The organism is Streptomyces sp. URMC 124 (genome assembly GCF_051386455.1).
Lineage (GTDB): Bacteria > Actinomycetota > Actinomycetes > Streptomycetales > Streptomycetaceae > Streptomyces.
In genome coordinates this window covers 1-26,508 of the sequence record NZ_JBPQTS010000007.1, presented here as the reverse complement: position 1 = coordinate 26,508, position 26,508 = coordinate 1, and the positions used below count along the sequence as shown (strand labels likewise).

At 72.1% G+C, this 26,508-nt stretch carries 24 protein-coding genes; 15 read left to right on the top strand and 9 right to left on the bottom strand.

Translation table 11 applies throughout. The annotated features are described in order from the left end of the window. Together tal and tkt are read right to left on the bottom strand one after the other, a co-directional pair. A complete protein-coding gene (gene tal, locus ACSNOG_RS02550; RefSeq protein ID WP_436750846.1) occupies positions 1-1,116 on the bottom strand; it encodes a transaldolase in 1,116 nt (371 codons plus the stop codon). A 35-nt stretch (positions 1,117-1,151) separates the two neighbouring features. Continuing rightward, positions 1,152-3,239 (bottom strand): transketolase, encoded by a 2,088-nt coding sequence (tkt, locus tag ACSNOG_RS02545; RefSeq protein ID WP_436750845.1) that lies wholly within the window; start codon positions 3,237-3,239, stop codon positions 1,152-1,154. A 432-nt stretch (positions 3,240-3,671) separates the two neighbouring features. Here tkt and ACSNOG_RS02540 point away from each other — a divergent pair, with 432 nt between their 5' ends. From ACSNOG_RS02540 to ACSNOG_RS02530, 3 genes are all read left to right on the top strand, one after another. Further along, on the top strand, positions 3,672-4,613 hold the full coding sequence (locus ACSNOG_RS02540; RefSeq protein WP_436750844.1) for a heme o synthase: 942 nt from the start codon (positions 3,672-3,674) through the stop codon (positions 4,611-4,613). A 24-nt stretch (positions 4,614-4,637) separates the two neighbouring features. Next, on the top strand, positions 4,638-5,015 hold the full coding sequence (locus ACSNOG_RS02535; protein ID WP_436750843.1) for a hypothetical protein: 378 nt from the start codon (positions 4,638-4,640) through the stop codon (positions 5,013-5,015). A 94-nt stretch (positions 5,016-5,109) separates the two neighbouring features. Then, positions 5,110-6,156 carry an amidohydrolase gene (locus ACSNOG_RS02530; protein WP_436750842.1) on the top strand — a complete coding sequence of 349 codons (1,047 nt, stop codon included), beginning with the start codon at positions 5,110-5,112 and terminating at the stop codon, positions 6,154-6,156. On the opposite strand, the gene ACSNOG_RS02525 is transcribed toward ACSNOG_RS02530, so the two are convergent. From ACSNOG_RS02525 to ACSNOG_RS02515, 3 genes are all read right to left on the bottom strand, one after another. Continuing rightward, complete coding sequence (locus tag ACSNOG_RS02525; RefSeq protein ID WP_436750841.1) at positions 6,129-7,130, bottom strand: COX15/CtaA family protein; 1,002 nt, start codon at positions 7,128-7,130, stop codon at positions 6,129-6,131. The two genes, ACSNOG_RS02530 and ACSNOG_RS02525, sit on opposite strands and share 28 nt — an antisense overlap. A gap of 67 nt (positions 7,131-7,197) precedes the next feature. After that, on the bottom strand, positions 7,198-7,914 hold the full coding sequence (locus tag ACSNOG_RS02520) for an ABC transporter permease (protein ID WP_436750882.1): 717 nt from the start codon (positions 7,912-7,914) through the stop codon (positions 7,198-7,200). Between the two features lie 65 nt (positions 7,915-7,979). Continuing rightward, a complete protein-coding gene (locus ACSNOG_RS02515; protein ID WP_436750840.1) occupies positions 7,980-8,939 on the bottom strand; it encodes an ABC transporter ATP-binding protein in 960 nt (319 codons plus the stop codon). A 192-nt stretch (positions 8,940-9,131) separates the two neighbouring features. Between ACSNOG_RS02515 and ACSNOG_RS02510 the strand changes: the two genes are divergently transcribed. The 8 genes from ACSNOG_RS02510 to ACSNOG_RS02475 all read left to right on the top strand — a co-directional run bounded on the left by ACSNOG_RS02510 (position 9,132) and on the right by ACSNOG_RS02475 (position 15,814). Next, positions 9,132-9,941, top strand: a complete 810-nt coding sequence (locus ACSNOG_RS02510) for a helix-turn-helix transcriptional regulator (protein WP_436750839.1) — start codon at positions 9,132-9,134, stop codon at positions 9,939-9,941. Further along, positions 9,938-11,359: a Fe-S cluster assembly protein SufB gene (sufB, locus tag ACSNOG_RS02505; protein WP_436750838.1), complete on the top strand. Its 1,422-nt coding sequence runs from the start codon at positions 9,938-9,940 to the stop codon at positions 11,357-11,359. The genes ACSNOG_RS02510 and sufB overlap by 4 nt, the downstream gene beginning before the upstream one ends. 92 nt (positions 11,360-11,451) lie before the next feature. Then, a complete protein-coding gene (sufD, locus tag ACSNOG_RS02500; protein ID WP_436750837.1) occupies positions 11,452-12,642 on the top strand; it encodes a Fe-S cluster assembly protein SufD in 1,191 nt (396 codons plus the stop codon). Further along, positions 12,639-12,965 carry a non-heme iron oxygenase ferredoxin subunit gene (locus ACSNOG_RS02495; RefSeq protein ID WP_436750836.1) on the top strand — a complete coding sequence of 109 codons (327 nt, stop codon included), beginning with the start codon at positions 12,639-12,641 and terminating at the stop codon, positions 12,963-12,965. Before sufD ends, ACSNOG_RS02495 begins: the two co-directional genes overlap by 4 nt. Before the next feature lie 7 nt (positions 12,966-12,972). Then, positions 12,973-13,740, top strand: a complete 768-nt coding sequence (gene sufC, locus ACSNOG_RS02490) for a Fe-S cluster assembly ATPase SufC (RefSeq protein ID WP_436750835.1) — start codon at positions 12,973-12,975, stop codon at positions 13,738-13,740. Continuing rightward, the gene (locus ACSNOG_RS02485; protein WP_436750834.1) at positions 13,737-14,993 is read left to right on the top strand and encodes a cysteine desulfurase; all 1,257 of its coding nucleotides are present in this window, start codon (positions 13,737-13,739) and stop codon (positions 14,991-14,993) included. The genes sufC and ACSNOG_RS02485 overlap by 4 nt, the downstream gene beginning before the upstream one ends. 12 nt (positions 14,994-15,005) lie before the next feature. After that, positions 15,006-15,479, top strand: coding sequence for a Fe-S cluster assembly sulfur transfer protein SufU (gene sufU, locus ACSNOG_RS02480; protein ID WP_436750833.1), 474 nt, complete (start codon positions 15,006-15,008; stop codon positions 15,477-15,479). Then, a complete protein-coding gene (locus ACSNOG_RS02475; protein ID WP_229348027.1) occupies positions 15,476-15,814 on the top strand; it encodes a metal-sulfur cluster assembly factor in 339 nt (112 codons plus the stop codon). Before sufU ends, ACSNOG_RS02475 begins: the two co-directional genes overlap by 4 nt. Positions 15,815-15,858: 44 nt before the next feature. Here the strand turns inward: ACSNOG_RS02475 and ACSNOG_RS02470 are convergent, their stop codons facing one another. Next, entirely contained in the window at positions 15,859-16,854 is a 996-nt protein-coding gene (locus ACSNOG_RS02470; RefSeq protein ID WP_436750832.1) for an agmatine deiminase family protein, read from the bottom strand. A 221-nt stretch (positions 16,855-17,075) separates the two neighbouring features. On the opposite strand from ACSNOG_RS02470, the gene dapD reads away from it, so the two are divergent. Beyond that, positions 17,076-18,065 carry a 2,3,4,5-tetrahydropyridine-2,6-dicarboxylate N-succinyltransferase gene (gene dapD / locus ACSNOG_RS02465; protein WP_436750831.1) on the top strand — a complete coding sequence of 330 codons (990 nt, stop codon included), beginning with the start codon at positions 17,076-17,078 and terminating at the stop codon, positions 18,063-18,065. Positions 18,066-18,172: 107 nt separating this feature from the next. On the opposite strand, the gene dapA is transcribed toward dapD, so the two are convergent. Continuing rightward, positions 18,173-19,069: a 4-hydroxy-tetrahydrodipicolinate synthase gene (dapA, locus tag ACSNOG_RS02460; RefSeq protein WP_436750830.1), complete on the bottom strand. Its 897-nt coding sequence runs from the start codon at positions 19,067-19,069 to the stop codon at positions 18,173-18,175. Between the two features lie 81 nt (positions 19,070-19,150). Beyond that, a complete protein-coding gene (locus tag ACSNOG_RS02455) occupies positions 19,151-20,989 on the bottom strand; it encodes an endonuclease/exonuclease/phosphatase family protein (protein WP_436750829.1) in 1,839 nt (612 codons plus the stop codon). Between the two features lie 293 nt (positions 20,990-21,282). Here ACSNOG_RS02455 and ACSNOG_RS02450 point away from each other — a divergent pair, with 293 nt between their 5' ends. From ACSNOG_RS02450 to ACSNOG_RS02440, 3 genes are all read left to right on the top strand, one after another. Further along, complete coding sequence (locus ACSNOG_RS02450; protein WP_436750828.1) at positions 21,283-22,797, top strand: hypothetical protein; 1,515 nt, start codon at positions 21,283-21,285, stop codon at positions 22,795-22,797. A 585-nt stretch (positions 22,798-23,382) separates the two neighbouring features. Then, a complete protein-coding gene (locus ACSNOG_RS02445; RefSeq protein WP_436750827.1) occupies positions 23,383-24,822 on the top strand; it encodes an alkaline phosphatase PhoX in 1,440 nt (479 codons plus the stop codon). A gap of 86 nt (positions 24,823-24,908) precedes the next feature. After that, positions 24,909-25,910 carry an MsnO8 family LLM class oxidoreductase gene (locus tag ACSNOG_RS02440; protein WP_436750826.1) on the top strand — a complete coding sequence of 334 codons (1,002 nt, stop codon included), beginning with the start codon at positions 24,909-24,911 and terminating at the stop codon, positions 25,908-25,910. Here ACSNOG_RS02440 and ACSNOG_RS02435 read toward each other — a convergent pair. Next, positions 25,885-26,508: TerD family protein (locus ACSNOG_RS02435; RefSeq protein ID WP_436750825.1), on the bottom strand; the 624-nt coding region annotated here is incomplete at its 5' end. The two genes, ACSNOG_RS02440 and ACSNOG_RS02435, sit on opposite strands and share 26 nt — an antisense overlap.

The window sequence follows — 26,508 nt, the reverse complement described above, 5'->3', positions numbered from 1 at the left end:
TCACGCCTCCGGGGCGAGGCGCTTGAGCTCCGCCTCGGTGGACTTCAGCAGGTCGTTCCAGGACTGCTCGAACTTGTCGACGCCCTCGTCCTCCAGGAGCTGCACGACGTCGTCGTACGAGATCCCGATCCTGGCGAGCGCGTCGAGCTCGGCCTTGGCCTGCTCGTACGTGCCGCGCACCGTGTCACCGGTGATCTGCCCGTGGTCGGCCGTGGCCTCCAGGGTGGCCTCCGGCATGGTGTTGACCGTGTTCGGGGCGACCAGGTCGTCCACGTACAGCGTGTCCTTGTAGGCCGGGTCCTTGACGCCGGTCGAGGCCCACAGCGCACGCTGCTTGTTGGCGCCGGCCTTCTCCAGGGCGGCCCAGCGGTCCGAGGAGAAGACCTCCTCGTACGCCTGGTAGGCCAGACGGGCGTTGGCGAGGGCGGCCTTGCCGCGCAGCGCCTTGGCCTCGTCGGTGCCCAGGGCGTCCAGGCGCTTGTCGATCTCGGTGTCCACGCGGGACACGAAGAAGGACGCGACCGAGTGGATCAGGGACAGGTCCAGGCCGGCGGCCTTGGCCTGCTCCAGACCGGTCAGGTAGGCGTCCATCACCGCGCGGTAGCGCTCGAGGGAGAAGATCAGCGTGACGTTGACGCTGATGCCCTTGCCGATCACGTCGGCGATGGCCGGCAGGCCCGCCTTGGTGGCCGGGATCTTGATCAGGGTGTTGGGGCGGTCCACCAGCCAGGCCAGCTGCTTGGCCTCGGCGACGGTGGCCTTCGTGTCGTGCGCGAGGCGCGGGTCGACCTCGATGGAGACCCGGCCGTCCTGGCCGTTCGTCGCGTCGAAGACCGGGCGCAGGATGTCGGCGGCGTCGCGGACGTCCGCCGTGGTGATCATGCGGATGGCCTCGTCGACGGTGACCTTGCGGGCCGCGAGGTCGGCGAGCTGCTGCTCGTAGCCCTCACCGCTGGAGATCGCCTTCTGGAAGATCGACGGGTTCGTCGTGACGCCCACGACGTGGCTCTGGTCGATCAGCTCGGCCAGGTTGCCGGACGTGATGCGCTTGCGGGACAGGTCGTCCAGCCAGATCGCGACGCCTTCGTCGGAGAGGCGCTTGAGTGCGTCTGTCATGGGTTCTGCATCTCCTACTTGCTAGTGAAGGGGCGTCAGCTGCGGGCGGCGTCGGCGTGCTCGATCGACTCGCGCGCGGCCGCCACGACGGCCTCGGTGGTCAGACCGAACTCGCGGTAGAGCACCTTGTAGTCGGCGGAGGCGCCGAAGTGCTCCAGCGACACGATGCGGCCGGCCTCGCCGACGTAGCGGTGCCAGGTCAGGCCGATGCCCGCCTCGACGGCCACGCGGGCCTTGACGTCCGGCAGCAGCACGCCGTCGCGGTAGGCCTGGTCCTGCTCCTCGAACCACTCGACGGACGGCATGGAGACCACGCGGGTCGGGATGCCCTCGGCCTGGAGCTGCTCGCGGGCCTCGACGGCCAGCTGGACCTCGGAGCCGGTGCCGATCAGGATCACCTGCGGACGGCCGCCCTCGGCCTCGAACAGGACGTAGCCGCCCTTGGCCGCGCCCTCGTTCGCCTCGTACGTCGGGACGTTCTGGCGGGTGAGGGCCAGACCGTGCGGCGCGGGCTTGACGGTGTGGCGCTTGGTGATCTCGCGCCAGGCGATCGCCGTCTCGTTGGCGTCGGCCGGGCGGACCATGTTCAGGCCCGGGATGGCGCGCAGGGCGGCCATGTGCTCGACCGGCTGGTGGGTCGGGCCGTCCTCGCCGAGGCCGATGGAGTCGTGCGTCCACACGTAGGTGACCGGCAGCTTCATCAGGGCGGCGAGACGCACGGCCGGGCGCATGTAGTCGGAGAACACCAGGAAGGTGCCGCCGTAGACGCGGGTGTTGCCGTGCAGCGCGATGCCGTTCATGGTCGAGCCCATGGCGTGCTCGCGGATGCCGAAGTGGATCGTGCGGCCGTAGGGGTTCGCCTCCGGCAGCGGGTTGCCCTTCGGCAGGAAGGACGACGACGGGTCGATCGTGGTGTTGTTCGAGCCGGCGAGGTCGGCGGAGCCGCCCCACAGCTCGGGGATCACGCCGCCCAGCGCCTTGAGGACCTCGCCCGACGCCTTCCGGGTCGCGACGTCCTTGCCGGCCGGGAAGACCGGGAGGGCCTTCTCCCAGCCGTCGGGAAGCTCGCCCGAGGCGATGCGGTCGAACTCCGCGGCGCGCTCCGGGTTGGCCTCGCGCCACTCCTGGATGCGCTTGTCCCACGTGGCGTGGGCCTCGCGGCCGCGGTCGACGACCTTGCGGACGTGGCTGAAGACCTCGTCCTCGACCTGGAAGTCCTGCTCCGGGTCGAAGCCCAGGACGCGCTTGGTGGCGGCGACCTCCTCGGCGCCCAGCGCCGAGCCGTGCGAGGCCTCGGTGTTCTGGGCGTTCGGGGCCGGCCAGGCGATGATCGTGCGCGCGGCGATGAGCGAGGGGCGCTCGGTCTCCTCCTGCGCGGCCTTCAGGGCGGCGTGCAGGGCGTGGACGTCGAAGTCGCCGTTGTCGGCCTGCTCGATGCGCTGGACGTGCCAGCCGTAGGCCTCGTAGCGCTTGAGAACGTCCTCGGAGAAGGCGGTCTCGGTGTCGCCCTCGATCGAGATGTGGTTGTCGTCGTAGAGCGCGACGATGTTGCCGAGCTTCTGGTGGCCGGCGAGCGAGGAGGCCTCCGCGGAGATGCCCTCCTCCAGGTCGCCGTCGGAGACGATCGCCCAGATGGTGTGGTCGAACGGGGAGGTGCCCTCGGCGGCCTCCGGGTCGAACAGGCCGCGCTCGTAGCGGGCGGCCATGGCCATGCCCACGGCGTTGGCGATGCCCTGGCCCAGCGGGCCGGTCGTCGTCTCCACGCCACGGGTGTGACCGTGCTCCGGGTGGCCGGGGGTCTTGCTGTCCCAGGTGCGGAAGGACTTCAGGTCCGACAGCTCCAGGCCGTAGCCCGCCATGAACAGCTGGACGTACAGCGTCAGGCTGGTGTGGCCGGGGGAGAGGACGAACCGGTCGCGGCCGGCCCAGTCGGCGTCACTGGGGTCGTGGCGCATCATCTTCTGGAACAGCAGGTAGGCGGCGGGCGCCAGGCTCATGGCCGTGCCCGGATGGCCGTTGCCGACCTTCTGCACGGAGTCCATGGCCAGGACGCGGGCGGTATCGACGGCCCGCTGGTCCAGTTCGGTCCATTCGAGGTCTGTGGTGGTCGGCTTGGTGCTCACCCTTGGATCAGGGCTCCTCTCCACATGGTCTTATCTGCCGGGGGCGGTATGTTCCGCCACGACGCGGCGTGGTCGAGCCTACCCCTGTGGGGACGTGCATCTTTTCGACGTACAGTCGGCTGCCCGCTTACGGGCAGCCGAATCGCGGCGGCCGGGATTCCCGCCGCGGGTGCGGCGCCCTGCCTACAGCCTGCCGGGCGGGGCCGCGCCCCGCCTCCTGAACGCGACCGTTCCGTCAGGTCCGGGGGCTCCGCGGCCGCACGGGGGTGGTGCGGGGGCGCCTTCTTGATCCGTTCGGTGCGCCCTCAACACGACCCACCCCGGCGGAGGCCGCGCCATGCCCTGCGTCTAAAGTGGCGTGGTACGCGCAAGTCTTTACCGGGCTTTCCGTCCCGGATGTGCTTGCTGGCCTTATCTCTGTCAGGGGTGTGCGTGACGGCCGTCGAATCCCGTCCTGCGGGGGTGCTTACCGAGAGCCCCGGTCACCGGCCGTTCGGAGCCCGTGCCAAGGCGTTCGTGGCGCTGACCAAGCCGCGGATCATCGAGCTGCTGCTCATGACGACCGTGCCGGTGATGTTCCTCGCCGCGCAGGGCGTGCCCGACCTGTGGCTGGTCCTGGCCACCTGCATCGGCGGTTACCTGTCCGCGGGCGGCGCCGGCGCGTACAACATGTACGTCGACCGGGACATCGACGCGCTCATGGAGCGCACGGCCCAGCGCCCCCTGGTCACCGGGATGGTCTCGCCCAAGGAGTGCCTGGTCTTCGCCACGGCCCTGACCGTCGGCTCCACCCTGTGGTTCTGGTACCTGGTCAACCCCCTGTCGGCGATGCTGGCGCTGGGCGCCAACGCGTTCTACGTCGTCGTCTACACGATGCTCCTCAAGCGCCGCACCGCGCAGAACATCGTCTGGGGCGGCATCGCGGGCTGCCTGCCGGTCATCATCGGCTGGTCCGCCGTCACCAACTCGGTCTCCTGGGCCGCGCTCGTCCTCTTCCTGGTCATGTTCTTCTGGACGCCGCCGCACTACTGGCCGCTGTCGATGAAGGTCAAGGGCGACTACGAGCGCGCGGGCGTGCCGATGCTGCCCGTCATCGCGGGCAACAAGGCGGTCGCCAAGCAGATCGTCCTGTACAGCTGGGTGATGGTCGCCGTCTCGCTCGCGCTGCAGCCGCTCGGCTACACCGGCTGGTTCTACACGGTCGTGGCGGCCGCGCTGGGCGCCTTCTGGCTGAAGGAGGCCCACGCCCTGCAGGCCCGGGCCAAGGCCGGCATCACGGGGGCGAAGCTCAAGGAGATGCGCCTCTTCCACTGGTCCATCACCTACGTGTCGCTGCTGTTCGTGGCAGTGGCCGTGGATCCCTTCCTTCGTTAATTACCGGTGGGTAGCATCTGCGGTATGGCAGATGACACCACCTCGCAGGACGGCACGGCCGGGAAGGCCGCGGCCGCAGGCGCCCGGGCGGACCGCAAGGCCGCCCGGCTCGCCCGGCAGATCGACACGTTCGCCAAGAGCCACGGCGGCTCCGCCGAGGGCCAGCTGGCCCACATCGCGCGCGGCACCGCCCGCATCGCCCTGGTGGGCTCCGACGGCGAGTGGGGCAACCTCGTCGCCCCCTCCATGGACATCGCCCGGGCGGCCGCCGAGAAGGCCGGGCTCACCCTCCACGACGACTTCGACGGCGAGCTCGCCGCCAAGGTCCGCACCGGCCCGTACGAGTGGTCGCGCATGGCCGGCATCCAGGTCGGCGGCCCCGCCAACCCCGCCGGTCACTGACGCCGATAACTGACGCGGCCCTCGGCCGTTAGACCCGCGGGGAGCGGTCGCACACGCGCCGCTCGGGGCGGGGTACGGCACGAGGGGGGGCGGGATGGACGGCTTGCCGCTGCTCGTCGACCAGCACAGTCACGGCGCGGTCCACGGCGAGCTCGGGCTCGGCGGGTTCGAGGCGCACCTGGCCGCGGCCGCCGGGGCCGCGGGCCCCGCGCCGCCCGGCACCACCTTCTTCGACAGCCGCACCGGGCTCGCCCTACGCCGCTGGTGCCCGCCCCTGCTGGGCCTGGACCCGCACTGCTCGCCCGTGCGCTACCTGGCGCGCCGCCGCGAGCTGGGCGCCTACCGCGCGGGGCAGCTGCTGCTGCGCGGCGCGGGAATCGGCACCTTCCTGCTGGAGACGGGCGAGCCGAGCGGCCTGACCTCGGCCGCCGAGCTCGCCGGTGCCGCGGACGGCCGCGCCTGCGAGGTCGTCCGGCTCGAACCGCTCGCCGAGCAGGTCGCCGACACCTCCGGAAGCGCGGACTCCTTCACCGCGAATCTGGCCGAGGCGCTCTACTCCGCCGCCCTGAGCGCCACCGCGTTCGCCTGTGGCGCCCTCTTCTGCGACGACAGCCCGCCGGGTCTGGGGGAGGTGCGCCGGGCCGCGGGCCAGTGGCTGAGGACGCGTCGCCCGGGCGGCCGGCTGGACGATCCGGTGCTCGCCCGCCATCTGGTGTGGAGCGCGCTCGCGGCCGGGCTGCCCGTCCAGCTGCACTGCCCCGACCCGCTGCGGCTCGCCCGCTTCCTGCGGGCCACCGCGGGGCTGGGCGCCGATCTGGTGCTGCTGCCCGACCCGTGGCACCACCGGGAGGCCGCGCAGCTCGCGGGCGCCTTCCCGCACGTGTACGCGGACGTGGGAGCCCGGCCCGAGGAGACGCTGCGCGAGGCGCCCTTCGCCAAGCTGCTGTTCTCCAGCGGCGCGCGCGGACCGGCCGAGCTCTACGTGGTCGCGGCCCGGTCGTTCTCGCAGGCCATGGGCCGGCTGATGGGCGACTGGGTGGCCGACGGCTGGTGCCGGTGGACGGAGGCGCGCAGGATCGCCTCGCTCGTCGCCGCCGGCACCGCCCGCAGGATCTACCGGCTGGACGCGGAGGCGGCCTGAAGGGCCTCGTGCTCGCCCGGCTGCTCGCCCGACGGGGCGGGCACGGTGGCCGTCCCGCCCCGCTCGCGCAGCGACAGGAAGACCCGCAGCACGGCGATCCACACCAGGCAGGAGCCGAGCATGTGGGCGCCGACGACCAGCTCCGGCTCGTCGTTGAAGTACTGCACGTAGCCGATGACGCCCTGGACCATCAGTACGGCGAACAGCTCGACCACGCGGCGGCGCGGCACGGCCGGCGCCTTCACGGCCCGCAGGGCGAACCACAGGGCGATCGTCAGGCCCACCACGATGTAGACGAAGTCGACGTGCAGCTGGGAGACCTCGCGCCAGTCCAGCGGGATGCGGTGGACGTCCTTCGAGGCGTCGCCCGCGTGCTTGCCGGAGCCCGTCACCACCGTGCCGGCCAGGATCAGCAGGACGGTCGCCCCGGTCAGGACCCAGCCGAGCTGCCGCACCGGACGCGCCACCAGGTCGCGCGGCTCGTCGTCGCCCTCGGCCGAGCGGTGCCACATCACCACGGCCACCGTCAGCAGCGCGGTCGCCGCCAGGAAGTGCAGGGCCACGATGTACGGGTTGAGGCCCGTCAGGACGGTGATGCCGCCGATGATGCCGTTGCTCGCGATCAGCCAGAACTGTGCCCAGCCCAGGCGCGTGAGGGAGCGCCGGCGCGGGGCACGCGCGCGTGCCGCCACGATCGCGACGCCGACGATCGCGCAGAGCACGTACGTCAGCATGCGGTTGGTGAACTCGATGACGCCGTTGATGCCCATCTCCGGCGTCGGCGTCAGGCTGTCCTCGGTGCAGGTGGGCCACGTCGGGCAGCCGAGCCCCGACTGGGTGAGCCGGACCGCGCCGCCCGTCACCACGATGACCACGGCCATCACCACGCAGGCGAGGGACGCCCGCCGGACGAAGCGCGCGGAGGGCTGCCACCGGTCGGCGACGATCTGGAGGGGGTTCAGCGTTTTCGGCACGGGCTCATCGTAAAGGGGAGCTTGTGCACGGATTCACGAGGGGGTGCGTGGCGCGTGTCCGCCCAGCTCACTCCCAGCGGAAGGACTTCGCCGCCGCTCCGAGGCCCAGCACCGCCCACACGGCCAGGATGCCGAGGTCGCCCCACGGCATGCCCGCACCGTGCTGCAGCACGTCCCGCAGGCCGTCCGAGAGCGCCGAGATCGGCAGCAGCTCCAGCGCCGCCCGCACCCCGCCGGGGAACTTCTCCATCGGCACGATCACCCCGCCGCCGACCAGCAGCAGGAGGAAGACCAGGTTCGCCGCGGCCAGCGTCACCTCGGCCTTGAGGGTGCCGGCCATCAGCAGCCCGAGCCCGGAGAACGCCGCCGTGCCGAGCACGAGCAGCAGCAGGACGGCGAAGGGGTTGCCCTGCGGGGACCAGCCCAGAGCGAAGGCGATCACCGTGAGCAGCACGATCTGCAGCACCTCGGTGACCAGCACCGAGCAGGTCTTCGCCGTCATCAGCGCCCAGCGCGGCAGTGGCGTGGCGCCGAGCCGCTTGAGCACGCCGTAGCGGCGCTCGAAGCCGGTCGCGATGGCCTGGCCGGTGAACGCCGTGGACATCACGGCCAGCGCCAGGACGCCCGGGGCCAGGAAGTCGACGGCCGCCCCCTCGCCGGTGTCGATGATGTCGACGGCGCTGAAGAGGACGAGCAGCAGCGTGGGGATGACGACGGTCAGCAGCAGCTGCTCGCCGTTGCGCAGCAGCATCCGGGTCTCCAGCGCGGCCTGCGCGCGGATCATCCGGGACACGGGCGCGGCGCCGGGTCGCGGGGCGAAGGCCCCGGTGCCCGCCGAAATCGGATCACTCACGCCCGCAGCTCCTTACCGGTCAGTTCGAGGAAGACGTCCTCCAGCGTGTGCCGCTCGACCGCGATGCGGTCGGGCATGACGCCGTTCTGCGCGCACCACGTGGTCACGGTGGCGAGCAGCTGCGGGTCGATGCGGCCGCCGACGCGGTACGTGCCGGGGGTCAGCTCGGCCGCCGTCGACTCGGCGGGCAGGGCCTTCAGGAGGGAGGCGAGGTCCAGGCCGGGCCGGCCGCTGAAGCGCAGGGTGTTCTCCGCGCCGCCCCGGCACAGCTCCTCCGGGCTGCCCTGGGCGATGACCTTGCCGCTGTCGATGATGGCGACGTCGTCGGCCAGGGCCTCGGCCTCGTCCATGTAGTGCGTGGTGAGGACGACGGTGACGCCGTCGGCGCGCAGCTCGCGCACCAGGTCCCAGGTGGCGTGCCGGGCCTGCGGGTCGAGGCCGGCCGTCGGCTCGTCCAGGAAGACCAGCTCGGGGCGGCCGACGACGGCCATGGCGAGCGCCAGGCGCTGCTGCTGGCCGCCGGACAGCCGGCGGTAGGAGGTCCGGCCGCAGCCGCCCAAACCCAGCCGGTCGATCAGGGAGGGGACGTCGAGGGGATGGGCGTGCAGGGAGGCGACGTGGCGCAGCATCTCTTCCGCGCGCGCCCCCGCGTACACCCCTCCGCTCTGCAGCATCACGCCCACGCGGGGCCGCAGGGCCGCGGCGTCGGCGACGGGGTCGAGCCCGAGGACGCGGACGGTGCCGGCGTCGGGGCGGCGGTAGCCCTCGCAGGTCTCGATCGTGGTGGTCTTGCCGGCCCCGTTGGGGCCGAGGACGGCGGTGAGGCCGCCGCCGGCGACGGACAGGTCGAGCCCGTCCACCGCGGCCTTCGGTCCGTACCGCTTCACCAGCCCGCGGACCTCGACCGCGGGCCGGCCGGGGGCCTCGGGGGTGTCCCCCGGGAAGACGCTGCGCATGGCGGGAAGTCTACGAAGCCCGGCGTGTCCCCGGACGCCCCGGGGTGGAACCGGTCCGGCCCGGGGCGGCCGGGGACCGGGGAGAACCAAGATCCACGGGTGGTGGTTAGGTGACCCTTAGTGATCGAGGACACCGCCGGGCAGCCGGGACCGGGCTTGTCCGGCTCCGCGTAATTACGCAACAATGGTGTTGTGAAATACGCGCGCGAGGTCCCGCAGGACCCCGCGGCCGGTACGGAGCGATCCGCGGCCGCAGGGTCGCAAGCGGCTGTCCCCGCGCCCGTCCGCGCCGACGAGCGCGGTCACGACGAGCAGCGCGGCACCCGCAATCGCGTCGCCCGCTCCATCCTCGACCACGGCCCGTCGACCGCGGCCGAGCTCGCCCTGCGCCTGGAGCTCACCCAGGCGGCCGTCCGCCGCCACCTCGACACCCTCGTCGCCGAGGGCGTCGTCGAGCCCCGCGAGAAGCGGGTCTACGGCGCGCGCGGCCGCGGCCGCCCCGCCAAGGCCTTCGCCCTGACCGACTGCGGCCGGGACGCCTTCGACCAGGCCTACGACCAGCTCGCCGGAGACGCCCTGCGCTGGATCGCGCAGGCCGCCGGCGGCGGGGAGATGGGGGAGGCCGCCGTGGCCGCCTTCGCCAGGGCCCGCATGGCCGCCCAGGCCGAGGGGTACCGCGAGGCGCTGGAAGCCGCGGCGCCCGAGTCGCGCACCGAGGCCCTTGCCAGGGCATTGACCGCGGACGGGTACGCTGCTACGGCGCGTAGCGCGCCGGTCGGCGAACAGCTTTGCCAGCACCACTGCCCGGTCGCCCATGTCGCCGAGCAGTTCCCGCAGCTGTGCGAGGCGGAGACCGAGGTCTTCTCCCGCCTGCTCGGGACACATGTGCAGCGTCTTGCCACCATCGCCCACGGCGACGGGGTGTGCACGACGTTCATCCCGAAGAGCAAGACCAAGACCACCACAGCATCCGCCAGCACGGCCGGGAGGAACCCCGCATGACTCTCCCCACGGAGACTGCCCACCCTGAGCTCGAAGGCCTGGGCACGTACGAATACGGCTGGGCCGACTCCGACGTGGCCGGCGCCGCAGCCAAGCGCGGCCTCTCCGAGGACGTCGTCCGCGACATCTCGGCCAAGAAGTCCGAGCCGGAGTGGATGCTCAAGCTGCGCCTGAAGGGCCTGAAGCTCTTCGACAAGAAGCCCATGCCGACCTGGGGCTCGGACCTCACCGGCATCGACTTCGACAACATCAAGTACTTCGTCCGCTCGACGGAGAAGCAGGCCGCCACCTGGGAGGACCTGCCCGAGGACATCAAGAACACCTACGACAAGCTGGGCATCCCGGAGGCCGAGAAGCAGCGCCTCGTCGCCGGTGTCGCCGCCCAGTACGAGTCGGAGGTCGTCTACCACCAGATCCGCGAGGACCTGGAGGCCCAGGGCGTCATCTTCCTGGACACCGACACCGCCCTGAAGGAGCACCCCGAGCTCTTCCAGGAGTACTTCGGCACGGTCATCCCCGTCGGTGACAACAAGTTCGCCTCGCTGAACACCGCCGTGTGGTCCGGCGGCTCCTTCATCTACGTGCCGAAGGGTGTCCACGTCGACATCCCGCTGCAGGCCTACTTCCGCATCAACACGGAGAACATGGGCCAGTTCGAGCGGACGCTGATCATCGTCGACGAGGACGCCTACGTCCACTACGTCGAGGGCTGCACCGCCCCGATCTACTCCTCGGACTCGCTGCACAGCGCCGTCGTGGAGATCATCGTCAAGAAGGGCGGCCGCTGCCGCTACACGACCATCCAGAACTGGTCGAACAACGTCTACAACCTGGTCACCAAGCGCGCCGTGGCCTACGAGGGCGCGACCATGGAGTGGGTCGACGGCAACATCGGCTCCAAGGTGACGATGAAGTACCCCGCCGTCTACCTGATGGGCGAGCACGCCAAGGGCGAGACGCTGTCCATCGCCTTCTCCGGCCAGGGCCAGCACCAGGACGCCGGCGCCAAGATGGTCCACATGGCGCCGAACACCTCCTCCAACATCGTCTCCAAGTCGGTGGCGCGAGGCGGCGGCCGCACCTCCTACCGCGGTCTGATCGAGATCGGCGAGGGCGCCCACGGCTCCAAGTCGAACGTGCTCTGCGACGCCCTGCTCGTGGACACCATCTCCCGCTCGGACACCTACCCCTACGTCGACGTCCGCGAGGACGACGTCTCCATGGGCCACGAGGCGACCGTCTCCAAGGTCAGCGACGACCAGCTCTTCTACCTGATGAGCCGCGGCCTGTCCGAGGACGAGGCCATGGCCATGATCGTTCGCGGCTTCGTCGAGCCGATCGCCCGCGAGCTGCCCATGGAGTACGCGCTGGAGCTCAACCGGCTGATCGAGCTGCAGATGGAAGGCTCCGTCGGCTGACCCTTCCCCGCCCCCGAGGCAGGGGAGGGGCCCGGACGCCCCCGACCGCAGCAGCGAACCCTTTGTGACAGGAAGAGAGCACGACGACAGCCATGGCTGACAACACCCCCGCCGGCAGCACGACCGACGGCGCCATCCAGGTGGGCGGCCCCCGGCAGCCCATCGACGCGCGCGTGAGCGCCCCCGCCTCGTACGACGTGGCGGACTTCCCCGTGCCGCACGGCCGCGAGGAGGAGTGGCGGTTCACCCCGCTGGAGCGCCTGCGCGGTCTGCACGACGGCACGGCCCTCGAGAAGGGCGTGAACGGCGGCGGCGTCAAGGTCGAGGTCAGCGCCCCCGAGGGCGTCACCGTCGAGACCGTCGGCCGGGAGGACGCCCGCCTCGGCCGCTCCGGCAAGCCGGTCGACCGCGTCGCCGCCCAGGCCTACACCTCCTTCGAGAAGGCCTCGGTCGTCTCGATCCCCAAGGACACCGTCCTCACCGAGCCCGTCACGATCTCCGTGCGGGGCGAGGGCGGCGTGGCCTTCGGCCACCAGGTGATCGAGGTCGGTGCCTTCGCCGAGGCCGTCGTCGTCCTCGACCACACCGGTGACACCACCCTCGCCGCCAACGTCGAGTTCCTCATCGGCGACGGCGCCAAGCTCACCGTCGTCTCCGTCCAGGACTGGGACGCCACCGCGGTGCACGCCGCCCAGCACACCGCGCTGGTCGGCCGCGACGCCTCCTTCAAGTCCGTGATCGTCACCTTCGGTGGCGACCTGGTCCGCCTCCACCCCCGTGTCGTCTACGGCGCCCCCGGCGGCGAGGCCGAGCTCTACGGCCTGTACTTCACGGACAAGGGCCAGCACCAGGAGCACCGCCTCTTCGTCGACCACGACACCCCGCACTGCCGCAGCAACGTCGCCTACAAGGGCGCGCTGCAGGGTCAGGACGCCCACGCCGTCTGGATCGGCGACGTCCTCATCCGCGCGGAGGCCGAGGGCACCGACACCTACGAGCTCAACCGCAACCTCGTCCTCACCGACGGCGCCCGCGTCGACTCCGTGCCCAACCTGGAGATCGAGACCGGCGAGATCGTCGGAGCCGGCCACGCCTCCGCGACCGGCCGCTTCGACGACGAGCAGCTGTTCTACCTGATGGCCCGCGGCATCCCGGCCGACGAGGCCCGCCGCCTGGTGGTCCGCGGCTTCTTCGCCGAGCTGGTCCAGCAGATCGGCATCCCGGAACTCGAGGAGCGCCTCATCGCCAAGATCGAGGCCGAGCTGGAGGCGTCGGTGGCATGAGCGAGACCCCGTACACCCGCGCGGCCGCGCTGAGCGACCTGGAGGAGGACACCCCCAAGCGGGTCGAGATCGACGGCGTCCCCGTCTCCCTCGTCCGCACCGAGGGGGAGGTCTTCGCCATCAACGACATCTGCTCGCACGCGAACGTCTCGCTCTCCGAGGGCGAGGTGGAGGACTGCGCCATCGAGTGCTGGCTGCACGGCTCCAGCTTCGACCTGCGCACCGGCAAGCCCTCCGGCCTGCCCGCCACGCGCCCCGTCCCCGTATACCCCGTCAAGATCGAAGGGGACGACGTGCTCGTCTCCGTCACCCAGGAGTCCTGAGTTCCCCATGGCAACGCTTGAGATCCACGACCTGCACGTCTCCGTCGAAGCCGAGAACGGCCCGCGCGAGATCCTCAAGGGCGTCGACCTGACCGTGAAGCAGGGCGAGACCCACGCCATCATGGGCCCCAACGGCTCCGGCAAGTCGACCCTGGCGTACTCGCTGGCGGGTCACCCCAAGTACACGATCACCGGCGGCACCGTCACCCTCGACGGCGAGGACGTCCTTGCGATGTCCGTCGACGAGCGCGCCCGCGCCGGCGTCTTCCTCGCCATGCAGTACCCCGTCGAGGTGCCCGGCGTCTCGGTCTCCAACTTCCTGCGCACCTCCGCCACCGCCATCCGCGGCGAGGCCCCCAAGCTGCGCACCTGGGTGAAGGAGGTCAAGGAGGCCATGGAGCGCCTCAACATGGACCCCGCCTTCGCCGAGCGCAACGTCAACGAGGGCTTCTCCGGCGGTGAGAAGAAGCGCCACGAGATCCTCCAGCTGGAGCTCCTGAAGCCGAAGATCGCGATCCTCGACGAGACCGACTCCGGCCTCGACGTCGACGCCCTGCGTCAGGTCTCCGAGGGCGTCAACCGCGTCCGCGAGACGGGCGAGGTCGGCACCCTGCTGATCACGCACTACACGCGCATCCTGCGCTACATCAAGCCCGACTTCGTCCACGTCTTCTCGGGCGGCCGCATCGTCGAGTCCGGCGGCGCCGAGCTCGCCGACAAGCTGGAGGCGGAGGGCTACGAGGCCTACCAGACGAAGGGCGGCGTCACCGCGTGACCATACTGCCGGGCCTCCTCGACACCGAGGCGATTCGCAAGGACTTCCCCATCCTGGACCGCACGGTCCACGACGGTAAGAAGATCGTCTACCTGGACTCCGCGGCCACCTCCCAGAAGCCGCGCCAGGTGCTCGACGCCCTCAACGCGTACTACGAGCGGCACAACGCCAACGTCCACCGCGGCGTCTACACCATCGCCGAGGAGGCCACGGCGCTGTACGAGGGTGCGCGCGACAAGGTCGCCGCCTTCATCAACGCCCCCAGCCGCGACGAGGTGATCTTCACCAAGAACGCCTCCGAGTCGCTCAACCTCGTGGCCAACATGCTCGGCTGGGCCGACGAGCCCTACCGGGTCGACCACGAGACCGAGATCGTCATCACCGAGATGGAGCACCACTCCAACATCGTTCCGTGGCAGCTGCTCTCGCAGCGCACCGGCGCGAAGCTGAAGTGGTTCGGCCTCACCGACGACGGCCGGCTCGACCTGTCCAACATCGACGAGATCATCACCGAGAAGACCAAGGTCGTCTCGTTCGTGCTGGTCTCCAACATCATGGGCACCGTCAACCCCGTCGAGACCATCGTCCGGCGCGCCCAGGAGGTCGGTGCGCTCGTCGTCATCGACGCCTCCCAGGCCGCCCCGCACATGGTGCTGGACGTCCAGGCCCTCCAGGCCGACTTCGTGGCCTTCACCGGCCACAAGATGTGCGGTCCGACGGGCATCGGCGTGCTGTGGGGCCGCCAGGAGCTGCTGGAGGACCTCCCGCCGTTCCTCGGCGGCGGCGAGATGATCGAGACCGTCTCGATGCACTCCTCCACCTACGCCCCCGCGCCGCACAAGTTCGAGGCCGGCACGCCCCCGATCGCCCAGGCCGTCGGCCTCGGCGCCGCGGTGGACTACCTGTCGGCGATCGGCATGGAGAACATCGCGCGCCACGAGCACGCGATCACGCAGTACGCCGTCCGCCGCCTCCAGGAGGTACCGGACCTGCGCATCATCGGCCCCACCACGGCCGAGGACCGCGGCGCCACGATCTCCTTCACGCTCGGTGACATCCACCCGCACGACGTGGGCCAGGTCCTCGACGAGCAGGGCATCGCGGTGCGCGTCGGCCACCACTGCGCGCGGCCCGTCTGCCTCCGGTACGGAATTCCTGCGACCACGCGGGCGTCGTTCTACCTGTACTCCACCCCCGGTGAGGTCGACGCCTTGGTCGAGGGCCTGGAGCACGTCCGGAACTTCTTCGGCTGAGAGCTGCTGACTGTGAAGCTTGATTCGATGTACCAGGACGTCATCCTGGACCACTACAAGCACCCGCACGGCCGGGGCTTGCGGGACGGCGACGCCGAGGTGCACCACGTCAACCCCACCTGCGGCGACGAGATCACGCTGCGGGTGCGCATGGCCGGCGACACCATCGAGGACGTCTCCTACGAGGGCCAGGGCTGCTCCATCAGCCAGGCCAGCGCCTCCGTGCTCAACGAGCTGCTGGTCGGCAAGGAGCTGGAGCAGGCGCAGAAGATCCAGGAGACCTTCCTGGAGCTGATGCAGTCCAAGGGCCGCATCGAGCCGGACGACGCGATGGAGGAGGTGCTGGAGGACGCGGTCGCGTTCGCCGGCGTCTCCAAGTACCCGGCGCGCGTGAAGTGTGCTCTGCTGAGCTGGATGGCGTGGAAGGACGCGACCGCCCAGGCACTGGGCGGAGGCCGCGAAAACACAGCAAGGAAGACCGCATGAGTGACAACGCAGAGGTGACCACCAAGCCGGCCACCGAGGAAGAGGTCCGCGAGGCCCTCTACGACGTGGTCGACCCCGAGCTGGGCATCGACGTCGTCAACCTCGGCCTGATCTACGGCATCCACATCGACGACGCCAACATCGCCACCCTCGACATGACCCTGACGTCCGCGGCCTGCCCGCTGACCGACGTCATCGAGGACCAGGCGAAGTCGGCCACCGACGGCATCGTCAACGAGCTCCGGATCAACTGGGTCTGGATGCCGCCGTGGGGCCCCGACAAGATCACCGACGAGGGCCGCGAGCAGCTCCGGGCGCTCGGCTTCAACGTCTGAGCCGCGCACTCCGCACGACGGCAGCAGCCCGCCCCTGACCCCGGTCAGGCGGCGGGCTGCTGCTGTGTGGCGCAGTGGATGCCGCCGCCGCCCTCCGCCAGGTCGTGGATCTCGACCTGGCGGACGGTGCGGCCGGGGTGGAGGGCGCGCAGGACGGACGCCGCGTGGTCGTCGGCGCGGCGATCGCCGAAGCGGGGGGCGATGACGGCGCCGTTGGTCACGTAGTAGTTGGCGTAGGAGCCCAGGAAGTCGGCGCCGCGCTCGCCGAGGGCGGCCGGGTCCGGCTCGGGGAGGGGCACGATCTCCAGGCGCCGGCCGTGGGCGTCGGTGGCCGCCTCCAGGACGGTGCGCGCCTGTTCGTACACGCGCGTCCAGACGTCGGGCCGGGCCCCGGGCGGCGGGCTGCTCAGCAGGACCGTGCCGGGGGCCGCGAAGCGGGCCAGGGCATCGACGTGGCAGTCGGTGACGTCCTCGCCGCGCACGCCCTCCAGCCAGATCACCTTGCGGGCGCCGAGCAGGTCCGTGAGGGCGCGTTCGATCTCGGCGCGGGTCCGGCCCGGGTTGCGGTTGTCGTTGACCAGTGAGCTCGCGGTGACCAGCAGCGTGCCCTCGCCGTCGGTCTCCAGGGAGCCGCCCTCGGCGACGAGCGGCGCCTCGATGCGGGGCACGCCGAAGGCTTCCAGCACCCGGCGCGCGACCAGGCCGTCCCGGGGGTGCTCCTGCTTTCCGCCCCAGCCGTTGAAGCCGAAGTCGATCCCGGCCGCGGCGCCGTCCGGGCCGGTCACGAAGACGGGGCCGGAGTCGCGCAGCCAGAGGTCGTCCACGGGCAGGGGCACGACCTCGACGCCCCCGCCGCACGCCTTGCGGGCCGCCTCGGCGTCCTCGGGCGCGGCGAGCAGCACCACGGGCTCGTACTCCGCGATCGTCCGGGCGATCGTGGCGACGTCCCGGCGCACGGCGGCGGTGTACGGGCCCCAGATGGGGCCGGCCGGCGGCCAGCCCATGAAGGTGCGCAGATGGGGCTGTGACTCGGCGGGCATCTGATGCATCGTCGGGATCCTCGGGTTCCTCGGGACTGTTCGGGGCTGTTCGGGGCTGCTCGGGGCTGCTCGGCAGAACCGCGGCCGTGCTGCTCGGCGGGACCGTGGCCGCGGCTTCTCCGAGGATGACGCGGAAACCGTCACCGGCGTTGACCACTCCGCACCCGCCGCGGGCGTGACCGGTTCGCCTTGAGAGGGCCCGGCCGGTTAGGTTTTCGAGCATGACCGATGCTGTTGCCCCCCGTACCACCGGCGCCGTCGCCGCCGGCCTTGCCACGATCACCGAGGACGGCACCGTCCTCGACACCTGGTTCCCCGCCCCGGAGCTCACCGAGGACGCCGGCCCGGCCGGCACCGAGCGCCTGAGCGCCGAGCGCGCCGCCGAGCTGCTCGGCGAGAACGCCCTCAAGGCCGTCGGCCCGGACGCGCGCCGGGGCGTCGAGGTCGTGGCCGTCCGTACGGTCATCGCCTCGCTGGACGACAAGCCGCTCGACGCGCACGACGTCTACCTGCGCCTGCACCTGCTCTCCCACCGCCTGGTCAAGCCGCACGGCCAGAACCTGGAGGGCATCTTCGGCCTGCTCGCCAACGTCGCCTGGACCTCGCTCGGCCCCGTCGCCGTCGACCGCGTCGAGAGCACGCGCCTGGCCGCCCGCGCCGAGGGCCTGCACCTGCAGGTGACCAGCATCGACAAGTTCCCGCGGATGACGGACTACGTCGCCCCGGCCGGCGTGCGCATCGCCGACGCCGACCGCGTCCGCCTCGGCGCCTACATCGGCTCCGGCACCACCGTGATGCACGAGGGCTTCGTCAACTTCAACGCCGGCACGCTGGGCACCTCCATGGTCGAGGGCCGCATCAGCGCGGGCGTCGTCGTCGGCGACGGCACCGACATCGGCGGCGGCGCGTCCACCATGGGCACGCTCTCCGGCGGCGGCAAGCAGATCATCTCCATCGGCGAGCGCTGCCTGCTCGGCGCCGAGTCGGGCATCGGCATCGCGCTCGGCGACGAGTGCGTCGTCGAGGCCGGCCTGTACGTCACGGCCGGCACCCGCGTCACGCTGCCGGACGGCGAGGTCGTCAAGGCGCTGACCCTGTCGGGCGCGGACAACATCCTCTTCCGCCGCAACTCCACCACGGGCGCCGTCGAGGCCCGCCCCTACAAGAGCACCTGGGGCGGCCTGAACGAGATCCTGCACAGCCACAACTAGCCCCCGCGCGGCCGCGGCGCCCGCGGCCCGCACGCACGAGCGCCCTCCCGAGGCCCGACCGGCCCCGGGAGGGCGCTCTGCCGTGTCCGCGGGATCGGCGCGGCCGGCTAGAGCCCCAGTTCCCCGTACGCCTTGAGGAGCGCCTCGGTGCGTTCGGGGGCCGCCGGGCGGAGGGGGGCGCGGGCCGGGCCGGCGGGGAGGCCGAGTGCGTGCAGGAGGGCCTTCGCGGTGACCGTGCCGGGCAGGCCGGACGCCATCATCAGCTCGATCAGGGGCAGCACCTGCTGGTGCAGGCGGGTGGCCTCCGCCGGTGCGCCGCGGTCGAAGGCGTCCAGGGCCGCGGCCAGCACCGGGCCCGCGACGTTGGCGACCGTGCTGACGTAGCCCGCGGCGCCCAGGGCGCGCAGCGGAAGGTTGAGTTCCTCGCAGCCCGAGTAGTAGGCGAGGTCCGTCGCGGCGATGACCTTCGAGCTGCCCAGCAGGTCGTAGGCGCAGTCCTTGACGCCGGCGATGCGCGGGTGCTCGGCGAGCCGCAGCATGGTGACGGGCTCGATCCGCGTGCCCGTGCGGCCGGGAATGTCGTAGAGCATCACCGGCAGCCCGGTCGCGCCGGCCACGGTCAGGAAGTGCTCGGCGACGTCCTCCTGCGGCGGGCGGCTGTAGTACGGCGTCACCACGAGCACCCCGTGCGCCCCGGCCGCCTCGGCGGCCCGGGCCAGCTCCACGGTGTGCCGGGTGTCGGCCGAGCCGACGCCCGCCGTGATGCGCGCCCGGTCGCCGACGGCCTCCGCCACGGCCCGCACGAGCGCGCTCTTCTCCGCGTCGCTCGTGGTCGGCGACTCGCCGGTGGTGCCGTTGAGGACGAGGCCGTCGCAGCCGCCGTCCCGGACGAGGCGGTCCGCAAGGGCCTGCGCGCCGTCGAGGTCGAGCTCCCCGTCCTGGGTGAAGGGGGTGACCATCGCGCAGACGGTACGGCCGAAGGGGCTGGTGGGAGTGAGCGTCATGGACGCGATTCTCGGCCCCTCCGACCGTACAGGTCTATTTAATTGTTCTCCCCGCAACCCATAAGCAGTGCTACGGCTTTGCTACGGCTTCCAGCGCAGCACCTGCGGGTCGTGGTCGCTCGCCTGGTCGGCGAACTCCGCGTTGATGTGGACGATGTCGTAGTCCACGCGGCGCACGTGAGAGCTGGTCAGGATGTGGTCCAGCACCTGGGAATTGCCCTGGTAGACATAGCCGTAGCGCTCGGCGCGCGGCAGCCGGTCGACCTGGTCGGTCAGCACCTTGCCCGCGGTGAGGGTCTTCACGGCGGACGAGAACTGGAAGTCGTTCAGGTCGCCCGCGACGATGACGTTCGCGTGCCGGTCGGCCGCCAGCAGCTGCTTGACGAAGGCGTTCACGGCCTTGGCCTGCTCGGTGCGCTGCGTCTCCGACGGGCGGGCCGGGGGCTGGAAGCGGCTGTCGACGCCCTGGTCGCCGCCCTTGGAGTTGAAGTGGTTCGCGACGACGAAGACCCGCTCGCCCCGGAAGGTGAACTGGCCCGCCAGGGGCTTGCGGCTGTTCGCCCACGCGGGGTTGCCGGGGTCGATGCGGCCGGGCGAGGCGGTCAGCGCGGCCTTGCCGCCCGCACGGACGGCCTTGACGGCGGTGCTGGAGTCCCCGCCGGGGGTGTCGGTGAAGGAGACCCGGGCGGGGTTGAAGAGGAAGGCGGTACGGATGTTGCCGCCCGGCTGGCCGCCGTCCTGCCCGTTGACCGGGTTGATCTGCCGCCACTCGTACGCCGGGCCGCCGGCCGCCTTGATGGCATCCGTCAGCTTCCGCAGCGTGCGGCCGGCGTCCACGGTGCCGTCGTCGGTGGTGCCGTTGTCGTCCTGGACCTCCTCCAGGGCGACGATGTCGGGCGAGGCGAGGTTGGTGACCAGCGCGGCCGCCAGCCGGTCGAACTTCGCCTGCGGCGTCTTGGGGGAGAGGTTCTCCACGTTGTACGTGGCGACCGCGAGCTCGTCGCCGCGCTGCTTGCGCGTCGTCTCGCGCTTCAGCCCGCGGTCGGTGAGCTTGCCGAGCTCGGTGGCCTGCAGGGTGTAGCCGCCGAAGTTGTCGTAGTCCAGCGGGCCGGCGGTGGTGCCGGTCAGCTCGTCACCCACGTTGGCCACGGGGAAGGGGCGCTGGGCGAAGGGGATCAGCGAGACCACCTTGACGCGGCCGGCGTTCGGGTCGCGGTAGGAGCCGTAGAGCGCGCCGCCGCGGGCCGTGCGGTTGTGGCGGGGCTCGGCGGTGACCCACAGGTCCTTGTGCTCGCTGGTCGCGCCGACGACGGGGGCGTCCTGCACGGAGACGCGCATGCCCTCCAGCGACTCGTAGCGGTCCAGGGCGTACGAGCCCGGGCGCAGCGGGAGCTTCTCGATGGAGCCGCCGTGCGCGTCGGGGGCGTAGCGGTCGGGGATCTGCGAGGGGCGCAGCTTGACCGGGGCGGGCAGCGCGTTGCCGGAGGAGCGCACCGTCCACGTGGCCTTGGAGAGCTGGGTGACCGACTGCAGACCGGCCTTCTCGCCGCCCGGGTAGTACTCGGTGACGGTGCCGGAGACGGTCACGGCGTCGCCCACGGCGACGGCCGGCGCGGTGGAGCCGGTGAAGACGAAGATGCCCTCGCTCGTCGCGTCGTTGCGGTCCGGGCGGGCGTCCTGGATCCAGAAGCCGCGCGCGGACCCGAAGGCGCGCACGGCCGTGACGACGCCGGGGACGTCCGAGACCTGCCGGCCGGCGAGCGGGGACACCCGGGTCGTGCCCTGGATGTCGTGGATGCGCAGGCCCTCGGCGTTCGCCTGCTGCGGGGCGAGCAGTCCCGCGGCGAGCGCGGCGGCGACGAGGGAGCCGAGGGCCGCGGGTCTGTGCAGGGAACGGCGGGCGGACGGGCGAGCGGGCACGGGTGCCTCCGGTAGGAATGCGAGGGGGGTATGACGTGGAGGAATCGTCGTTGACGCGATCCTGACGATCTCTACGCGCGTCAATGTCTTGCGCGTCCGGGGAAGTTGTCAAGGTTCCGCGGGTAACCGTCAGCCATATGTCCGCCGACGGTTCGGCGAACCGGGCGGCAGGGTGGAAATCCCGTCTACGCTTGGGCGGCGCGCCCCTTCGCGGCGCCGCCCGCCACACCGCGCATCGCCGCACGTCACCGTACGTGCCACGACGCATGTCACGACGAGGAGAGACCACCCTGATGTCCGGAGACCGCCCGACCATGCCGCCGGTGCGGCTCCCCTCCGACGCGGAGCTCGCGCGCGACGCGCTGTCCGCGCCGCTGCTCGCCCGCGCCGCGAAGCTCGCGCGCTGGGCCGGCGAGGAGGGCATCCCGGTCGGGGTGGGCGGCGAGCTCCTCGCGGAGCAGCTGCGCGCAGCGACGGAGCTCCTCGGGCTCGCGGGCGACGAGGACGGCGACGCGTACGCCATGGACGCGTGGCAGCACGCGCTCGACACGGGCCTGGTGGACTTCGAGGAGAACGAGGAGAGCGAAGAGGGCGAGGACGGCGAGGAGCCGGGAGCCGGCGAGGACGAGCCCCGGGGCACCGCCGTCGCCGGCGAGGAGCTCGCCACGCTCACCTCCGGCAGCCCCTCCGACGTCCTCGACCTCTTCCTCGGCGGGTTCGAGAGCGTCCTCGCCGACGCCGCCGCGCCCGACCTCGGCGACATCGCCGACCGGATCGCCGAGGGCGAGGACCTCGACCTCGACTCCCTCGACTGGGACCCCGAGGGCGAAGCCGACTTCCTCGACGGCGTCCTCGGCAACCTCTACCTGCTGACCGCGCTGGAGCAGAGCGACGTCGAGCACCCCGTACCGCTGCCGGCGCTCGCCGCGTCCATGATCGTGCCCGACGACATGGACGAGCCCACGGACGACATCCTCGAAGAGGTCTCCGACGCGATGATGCGCCTGGACGACCAGTTCCGGCTGCTCGCGCCCACCGGGATCATCGAGTACCGGCCCGTCGACGAGTCCCTCATCGAGGAGGTCGACGGCGAGGGCCACATCCGCGAGTCCGTCGACGGCGTCGACTCCGAGGCCCCCGAGGAGGAGGACGTCAGCCGCTACGGCATGGTCTCCCTCACCCCGCTCGGCGTCTTCGCCGTCCGGACCCGCATGGCCGAGGCCGGCATCGACGCCCCCGCCGTCGGCGACCTCGCCGACAAGGGCGCGGACGTGCTCCTCGCCGCCCTCCCCGGCCACCCGGAGACGGCCGCCCGCGCCGAGGCCGAACTGTGGCTCGCCCGCCGCACGCCCGCGGAGGCCGCCGCGGAGCTGCTCGCCGCCGGGCGCGGCAACGACGCGGACGCGCCGTCCCGCCGCCTCGCCTGCCAGCAGACCCTCTCCCTCCTCGGCGCCGACGCCGAGCCGGCCCTGCGGGACGTCCTCGACGACCGCGAGCTGGGCGGCCTCGCGCGCGTGTGGCTCGCCGAGCACGGCGCGACCGACGTGCCCGAGCCGGGCGAGGACATGGTCTTCTGGCTGACGGTCGACACGATCGCCGCACAGCTGGCCGCCTCCGGCGACACGGACGAGCTGCGCGGGCTCGTCGAGGGCCTCGTCGGGCAGCACGGCGGGTTCTTCGAGACGGCGTGGCGGGTGGACCACCCCGCGACGGCGGACGTCCTGGAGGCCATGGGGCGCCTCCACCCGGAGAAGAAGATCGCGAAGGAGGCCCGCAAGGCGGCCTTCAAGGCCCGCTCCCGCCGGTGACGCTGCGCTGAGCTTGCCGCGTATCCGGGGTGCGCCTGCGCTGCGCTTGCAGTGTGGTGCGGTGCGGCGGGGCGTGCCTTCGGCACCGCCGGTCCGCGACGCGGGGGTTGTTCGCCGTTGCGGCGGGCAGGCTCCGGCGCGCCGGGGGCCGATGCCTGCTGCGGCCCACGCACGGCTCGGCCCAGCCGGTCGCGCCGAGGCGGGGGCCGGGCGCGGCTCGGCACCGCCGGGCTGCGGCGTTGTGGTTGTTCGCCGTTGCGGCGGAGATGATCGGCGGTGCTGGGGGCGAGCAACCGGCCTGTGGCCGTGGGCGCGGCCCGGCGTCGCCGGCTCCGCGCCGGGCGGGGCACCCGGTCGCTTCGGCGCGCGAACATTCCTCCGCCGCAGCGGTGAGCGACCACCGTGGTGGAGTCCGGCGGTGCCCTGCCTCGGGCGCGGGCCGTGACGTTCTGGCCGGCGTGTGCCGGGGCGTGCGCGCTGGGGCGGCGCTCGGGGTTCCGTCCCGTGCGCTTCGTGTGGTGTTCATACGGTATTCGGTGGGGAACGGGAACGTAGGCGCGTGAGCCCGCGGACCCTGGAGATCAGATGACCCTCAGCCGAAGAGACTTCGCGAAACGATCCGCCATCACCGGCGCCGGGGTGGCGCTCACCGGCACGGTGGGCGTGCTCGCCAGCGCCCCCGGCGCCCTGGCGGGCAGCGTGCCGGAGCAGTCCGGCCCCCGCCCGCGCCCCCGGCCCGGCTACGGGCCCCTCGTGCCGGACCCGAAGGGCCTGCTCGCGCTGCCCGCCGGGTTCTCCTACCGCGTCGTGACCCGGACCGGCGTCACCAAGCTGGAGTCGGGCGAGCCCACCCCCTCGAACCACGACGGCACCGCCGCCTTCCCGGGCCCCCGCGGCGCCACCGTCCTCGTCAACAACCACGAGCTCAAGGGCCCCCGGGGCGGCTGGAAGCACCCGGTGCCGCTCACCGAGGGCCTCGTCTACGACCCCGCCGCGTCCGGCGGCTGCACGGTCGTCGAGGTCTCCCACGACGGTTCGCACGTCGCCGAGCGCGTCGGCATCGCGGGCACGTCCACCAACTGCGCGGGCGGCGCCACCCCGTGGGGCACCTGGCTGACCTGCGAGGAGACCGAGGACAAGGCCGGCCAGAACGGCATGACCAAGGATCACGGCTACGTCTTCGAGGTCGACCCGCACGACCGCCGCGCCAACCGCGCCCCCCAGCCCGTCAAGGCGCTGGGCCGCTACGCCCACGAGGCCGTCGTCACCGACCCCTCCCGCGGTCACCTCTACCTCACCGAGGACGCCTCGGGCCCCAACGGCCTGCTCTACCGCTGGACCCCGCCGAAGGGCTTCCGGCACGGCCGCGGCAAGCTGCGCACCCTCGCCGACGACGCGGGCGCGCTCCAGGCCTTCAGGTGCTTCGACTCCGGCGGCCGTTTCGTCGACGACCTCTCCCGCGCCACCCGCACCGGCACGGTCTACGGCGTCGACTGGGTCGGCGTGCCCGACCGCGATGCCCGGTCGGTGCCGGTGCGCAAGCAGTTCAAGGACGGCGAGGTCACCCGCGCCCGCAAGCTGGAGGGCATGTGGTGGGCGGACGGGGGCGCGTACGTCGTCGCGTCCTTCGCCCGGGAGGAGAGCCCTGTCCAGCACGACGGCCAGGTGTGGTTCTACCACCCGGCGCGCCGCACCCTGACCCTGAAGGTGCGCCTCGGCGTCAACAAGGACCCGGGCCGGGACGGCGTGTTCGACGGCCCGGACAACATCACCGTCTCGCCGCACGGCGGCCTGGTGGTCGCCGAGGACGGCGAGGGGATCCAGCACCTCTTCGGGGCCCTCGACGACGGCCGTACGTACCCCCTCGCCCGCAACGAGCTGAACGTCGGGACCGCCGAGAAGCCCGAGTACGGCGAGTTCACCGGTGTCACCTTCTCGCCGGACGGCAGGACGCTCTTCGCCAACATCCAGGATCCCGGCATCATGCTGGCGATCACGGGCCCCTGGCGTCGTCAGGGCAGGTGACAGCGCGAACGGGAGCGGGCCCGGGCCCCGCCCGCTCCCGTTCGCGGGCCCGGGAATCATGAACGGCCGGCCTTGTTGAAACAGAGGTGACGATCCGGCTCTCCGTACTCGACCGCTCCCGCACCCGCCGGGACCGCCCGCAGGGCGAGGCGCTGCGCGACACCGTGCGGTTCGCGCAGCAGGCCGAGGCGCTCGGCTACCACCGCTTCTGGGTCTCGGAGCACCACAGCGTGCCCGGCGTGGCGGGCTCGGCCCCGACCGTGCTCGCCGCGGCGGTGGCGGCCGCGACCTCGCGGATCAGGGTGGGCACGGGCGGCGTAATGCTGCCCAACCACCGCACGCTCGTCGTCGCCGAGCAGTTCGGGGTGCTGGAGTCGCTGTTCCCGGGCCGCATCGACATGGGCCTGGGCCGCTCGGTCGGCTTCACGGACGGCATCCGCAGGGCCCTGGGCACGGACAAGGAGGCCATGGGGGACTTCGCCGGGCAGCTCGCCGAGCTGGAAGGCTGGTTCACGGGGGGCCCGAGCGCGTACGAGGGGGTGCACGCCCGCCCCGCGGAGGGCCTGAGCGTTCCGGCGTTCGTCCTCGCCAACGAGGCGGGCGCGGACCTGGCGGCCGCCGCGGGGGCGGCGCTGGTCATCGGCGGCCTGAGCGGCGAGGAGCGGATGCTCGCCGCCGTCGACCGCTACCGGGCGGCCTTCCGGCCCTCGGCGTGGTGGCGGCACCCGTACGTCGTGGTGGCGGGGAACGTGGCCGTCGCGGGCACCCGCGAGGAGGCCCGCAGGCTGCTCGTGCCCGAGGCGTGGGCGCTGGCGCACGCGCGGACGCACGGCGCCTTCCCGCCGCTGGAGCCCGCGGAGGAGACCGAGGCGCGGGAGATGAGCGAGCGGGAGCGCCGGCTGTACGAGGACGGGCTGCGGGGGCACATCCACGGCACGGAGGACGAGGTGGCCGCCGCGCTCGGGGCGCTGGTCGAGCGCAGCGGCGCCGACGAGGTGCTCGTCACCACGTCCTCGTACGACCGGGAGGGGCTGCTGGACTCCTACCGCAGGCTGGCCCGGCTCACAGGGCTTGGGCGGCCGGCTTGACCAGGTCCCGCACGGTGCGCGACTTCACGAACTCGCCCAGGGCGGTCATCTCCCACTCGCCCGAGTACTGCCGGATGAACTTGGCCATCAGCACGCCCGTCTTGGGCTCGGCACCGGTCAGGTCGAAACGCACCAGCTCCTCGCCCGTGCGGGCGTCGAGCAGGCGGCAGTAGGCCTTGGCGACCTGGTTGAACTTCTGGCCGTTGAAGGAGCTGACGGTGAAGACCAGGCCGGTCACCTCCGGCGGCAGGCCCTCCATGTGCACCGTGATGGTCTCGTCGTCGCCGGAGCCCTCGCCGGTGAGGTTGTCACCGGAGTGCTGGACGGCACCGTTGAGGATCTGCAGCTTGCCGAAGTAGCAGGCGTCGATCATATTGCGGTCGGGGCCGTAGGCGATGACGGAGGCGTCCAGGTCGATGGCCCGGGTGCCCCAGGCGGGCTCCCAGCCCAGGCCCATCTTCACCGACTGCGTCAGCGGCCGGCCGCCCTTGACCAGCGACACCGTCTGGTTCTTCTGCAGGCTGACCCGGCCCTTGTCCAGGTTGATCTTCCCGGCGCCGGGGGCGGGGGCCGGGAAGATCAACCTGGACAAGGGCCG

Coding starts and splice junctions, on each gene's coding strand:
- tal (WP_436750846.1), bottom strand. CDS start 1,116: ATGACAGACGCACTCAAGCGCCTCTCCGACGAAGGCGTCGCGATCTGG.
- ACSNOG_RS02535 (WP_436750843.1), top strand. CDS start 4,638: ATGGCAGATGACACCACCTCGCAGGACGGCACGGCCGGGAAGGCCGCG.
- ACSNOG_RS02530 (WP_436750842.1), top strand. CDS start 5,110: ATGGACGGCTTGCCGCTGCTCGTCGACCAGCACAGTCACGGCGCGGTC.
- ACSNOG_RS02520 (WP_436750882.1), bottom strand. CDS start 7,914: ATGATCCGCGCGCAGGCCGCGCTGGAGACCCGGATGCTGCTGCGCAAC.
- ACSNOG_RS02515 (WP_436750840.1), bottom strand. CDS start 8,939: ATGCGCAGCGTCTTCCCGGGGGACACCCCCGAGGCCCCCGGCCGGCCC.
- sufB (WP_436750838.1), top strand. CDS start 9,938: ATGACTCTCCCCACGGAGACTGCCCACCCTGAGCTCGAAGGCCTGGGC.
- sufD (WP_436750837.1), top strand. CDS start 11,452: ATGGCTGACAACACCCCCGCCGGCAGCACGACCGACGGCGCCATCCAG.
- ACSNOG_RS02495 (WP_436750836.1), top strand. CDS start 12,639: ATGAGCGAGACCCCGTACACCCGCGCGGCCGCGCTGAGCGACCTGGAG.
- sufC (WP_436750835.1), top strand. CDS start 12,973: ATGGCAACGCTTGAGATCCACGACCTGCACGTCTCCGTCGAAGCCGAG.
- ACSNOG_RS02475 (WP_229348027.1), top strand. CDS start 15,476: ATGAGTGACAACGCAGAGGTGACCACCAAGCCGGCCACCGAGGAAGAG.
- ACSNOG_RS02470 (WP_436750832.1), bottom strand. CDS start 16,854: ATGCCCGCCGAGTCACAGCCCCATCTGCGCACCTTCATGGGCTGGCCG.
- dapD (WP_436750831.1), top strand. CDS start 17,076: ATGACCGATGCTGTTGCCCCCCGTACCACCGGCGCCGTCGCCGCCGGC.
- dapA (WP_436750830.1), bottom strand. CDS start 19,069: ATGACGCTCACTCCCACCAGCCCCTTCGGCCGTACCGTCTGCGCGATG.
- ACSNOG_RS02450 (WP_436750828.1), top strand. CDS start 21,283: ATGTCCGGAGACCGCCCGACCATGCCGCCGGTGCGGCTCCCCTCCGAC.
- ACSNOG_RS02445 (WP_436750827.1), top strand. CDS start 23,383: ATGACCCTCAGCCGAAGAGACTTCGCGAAACGATCCGCCATCACCGGC.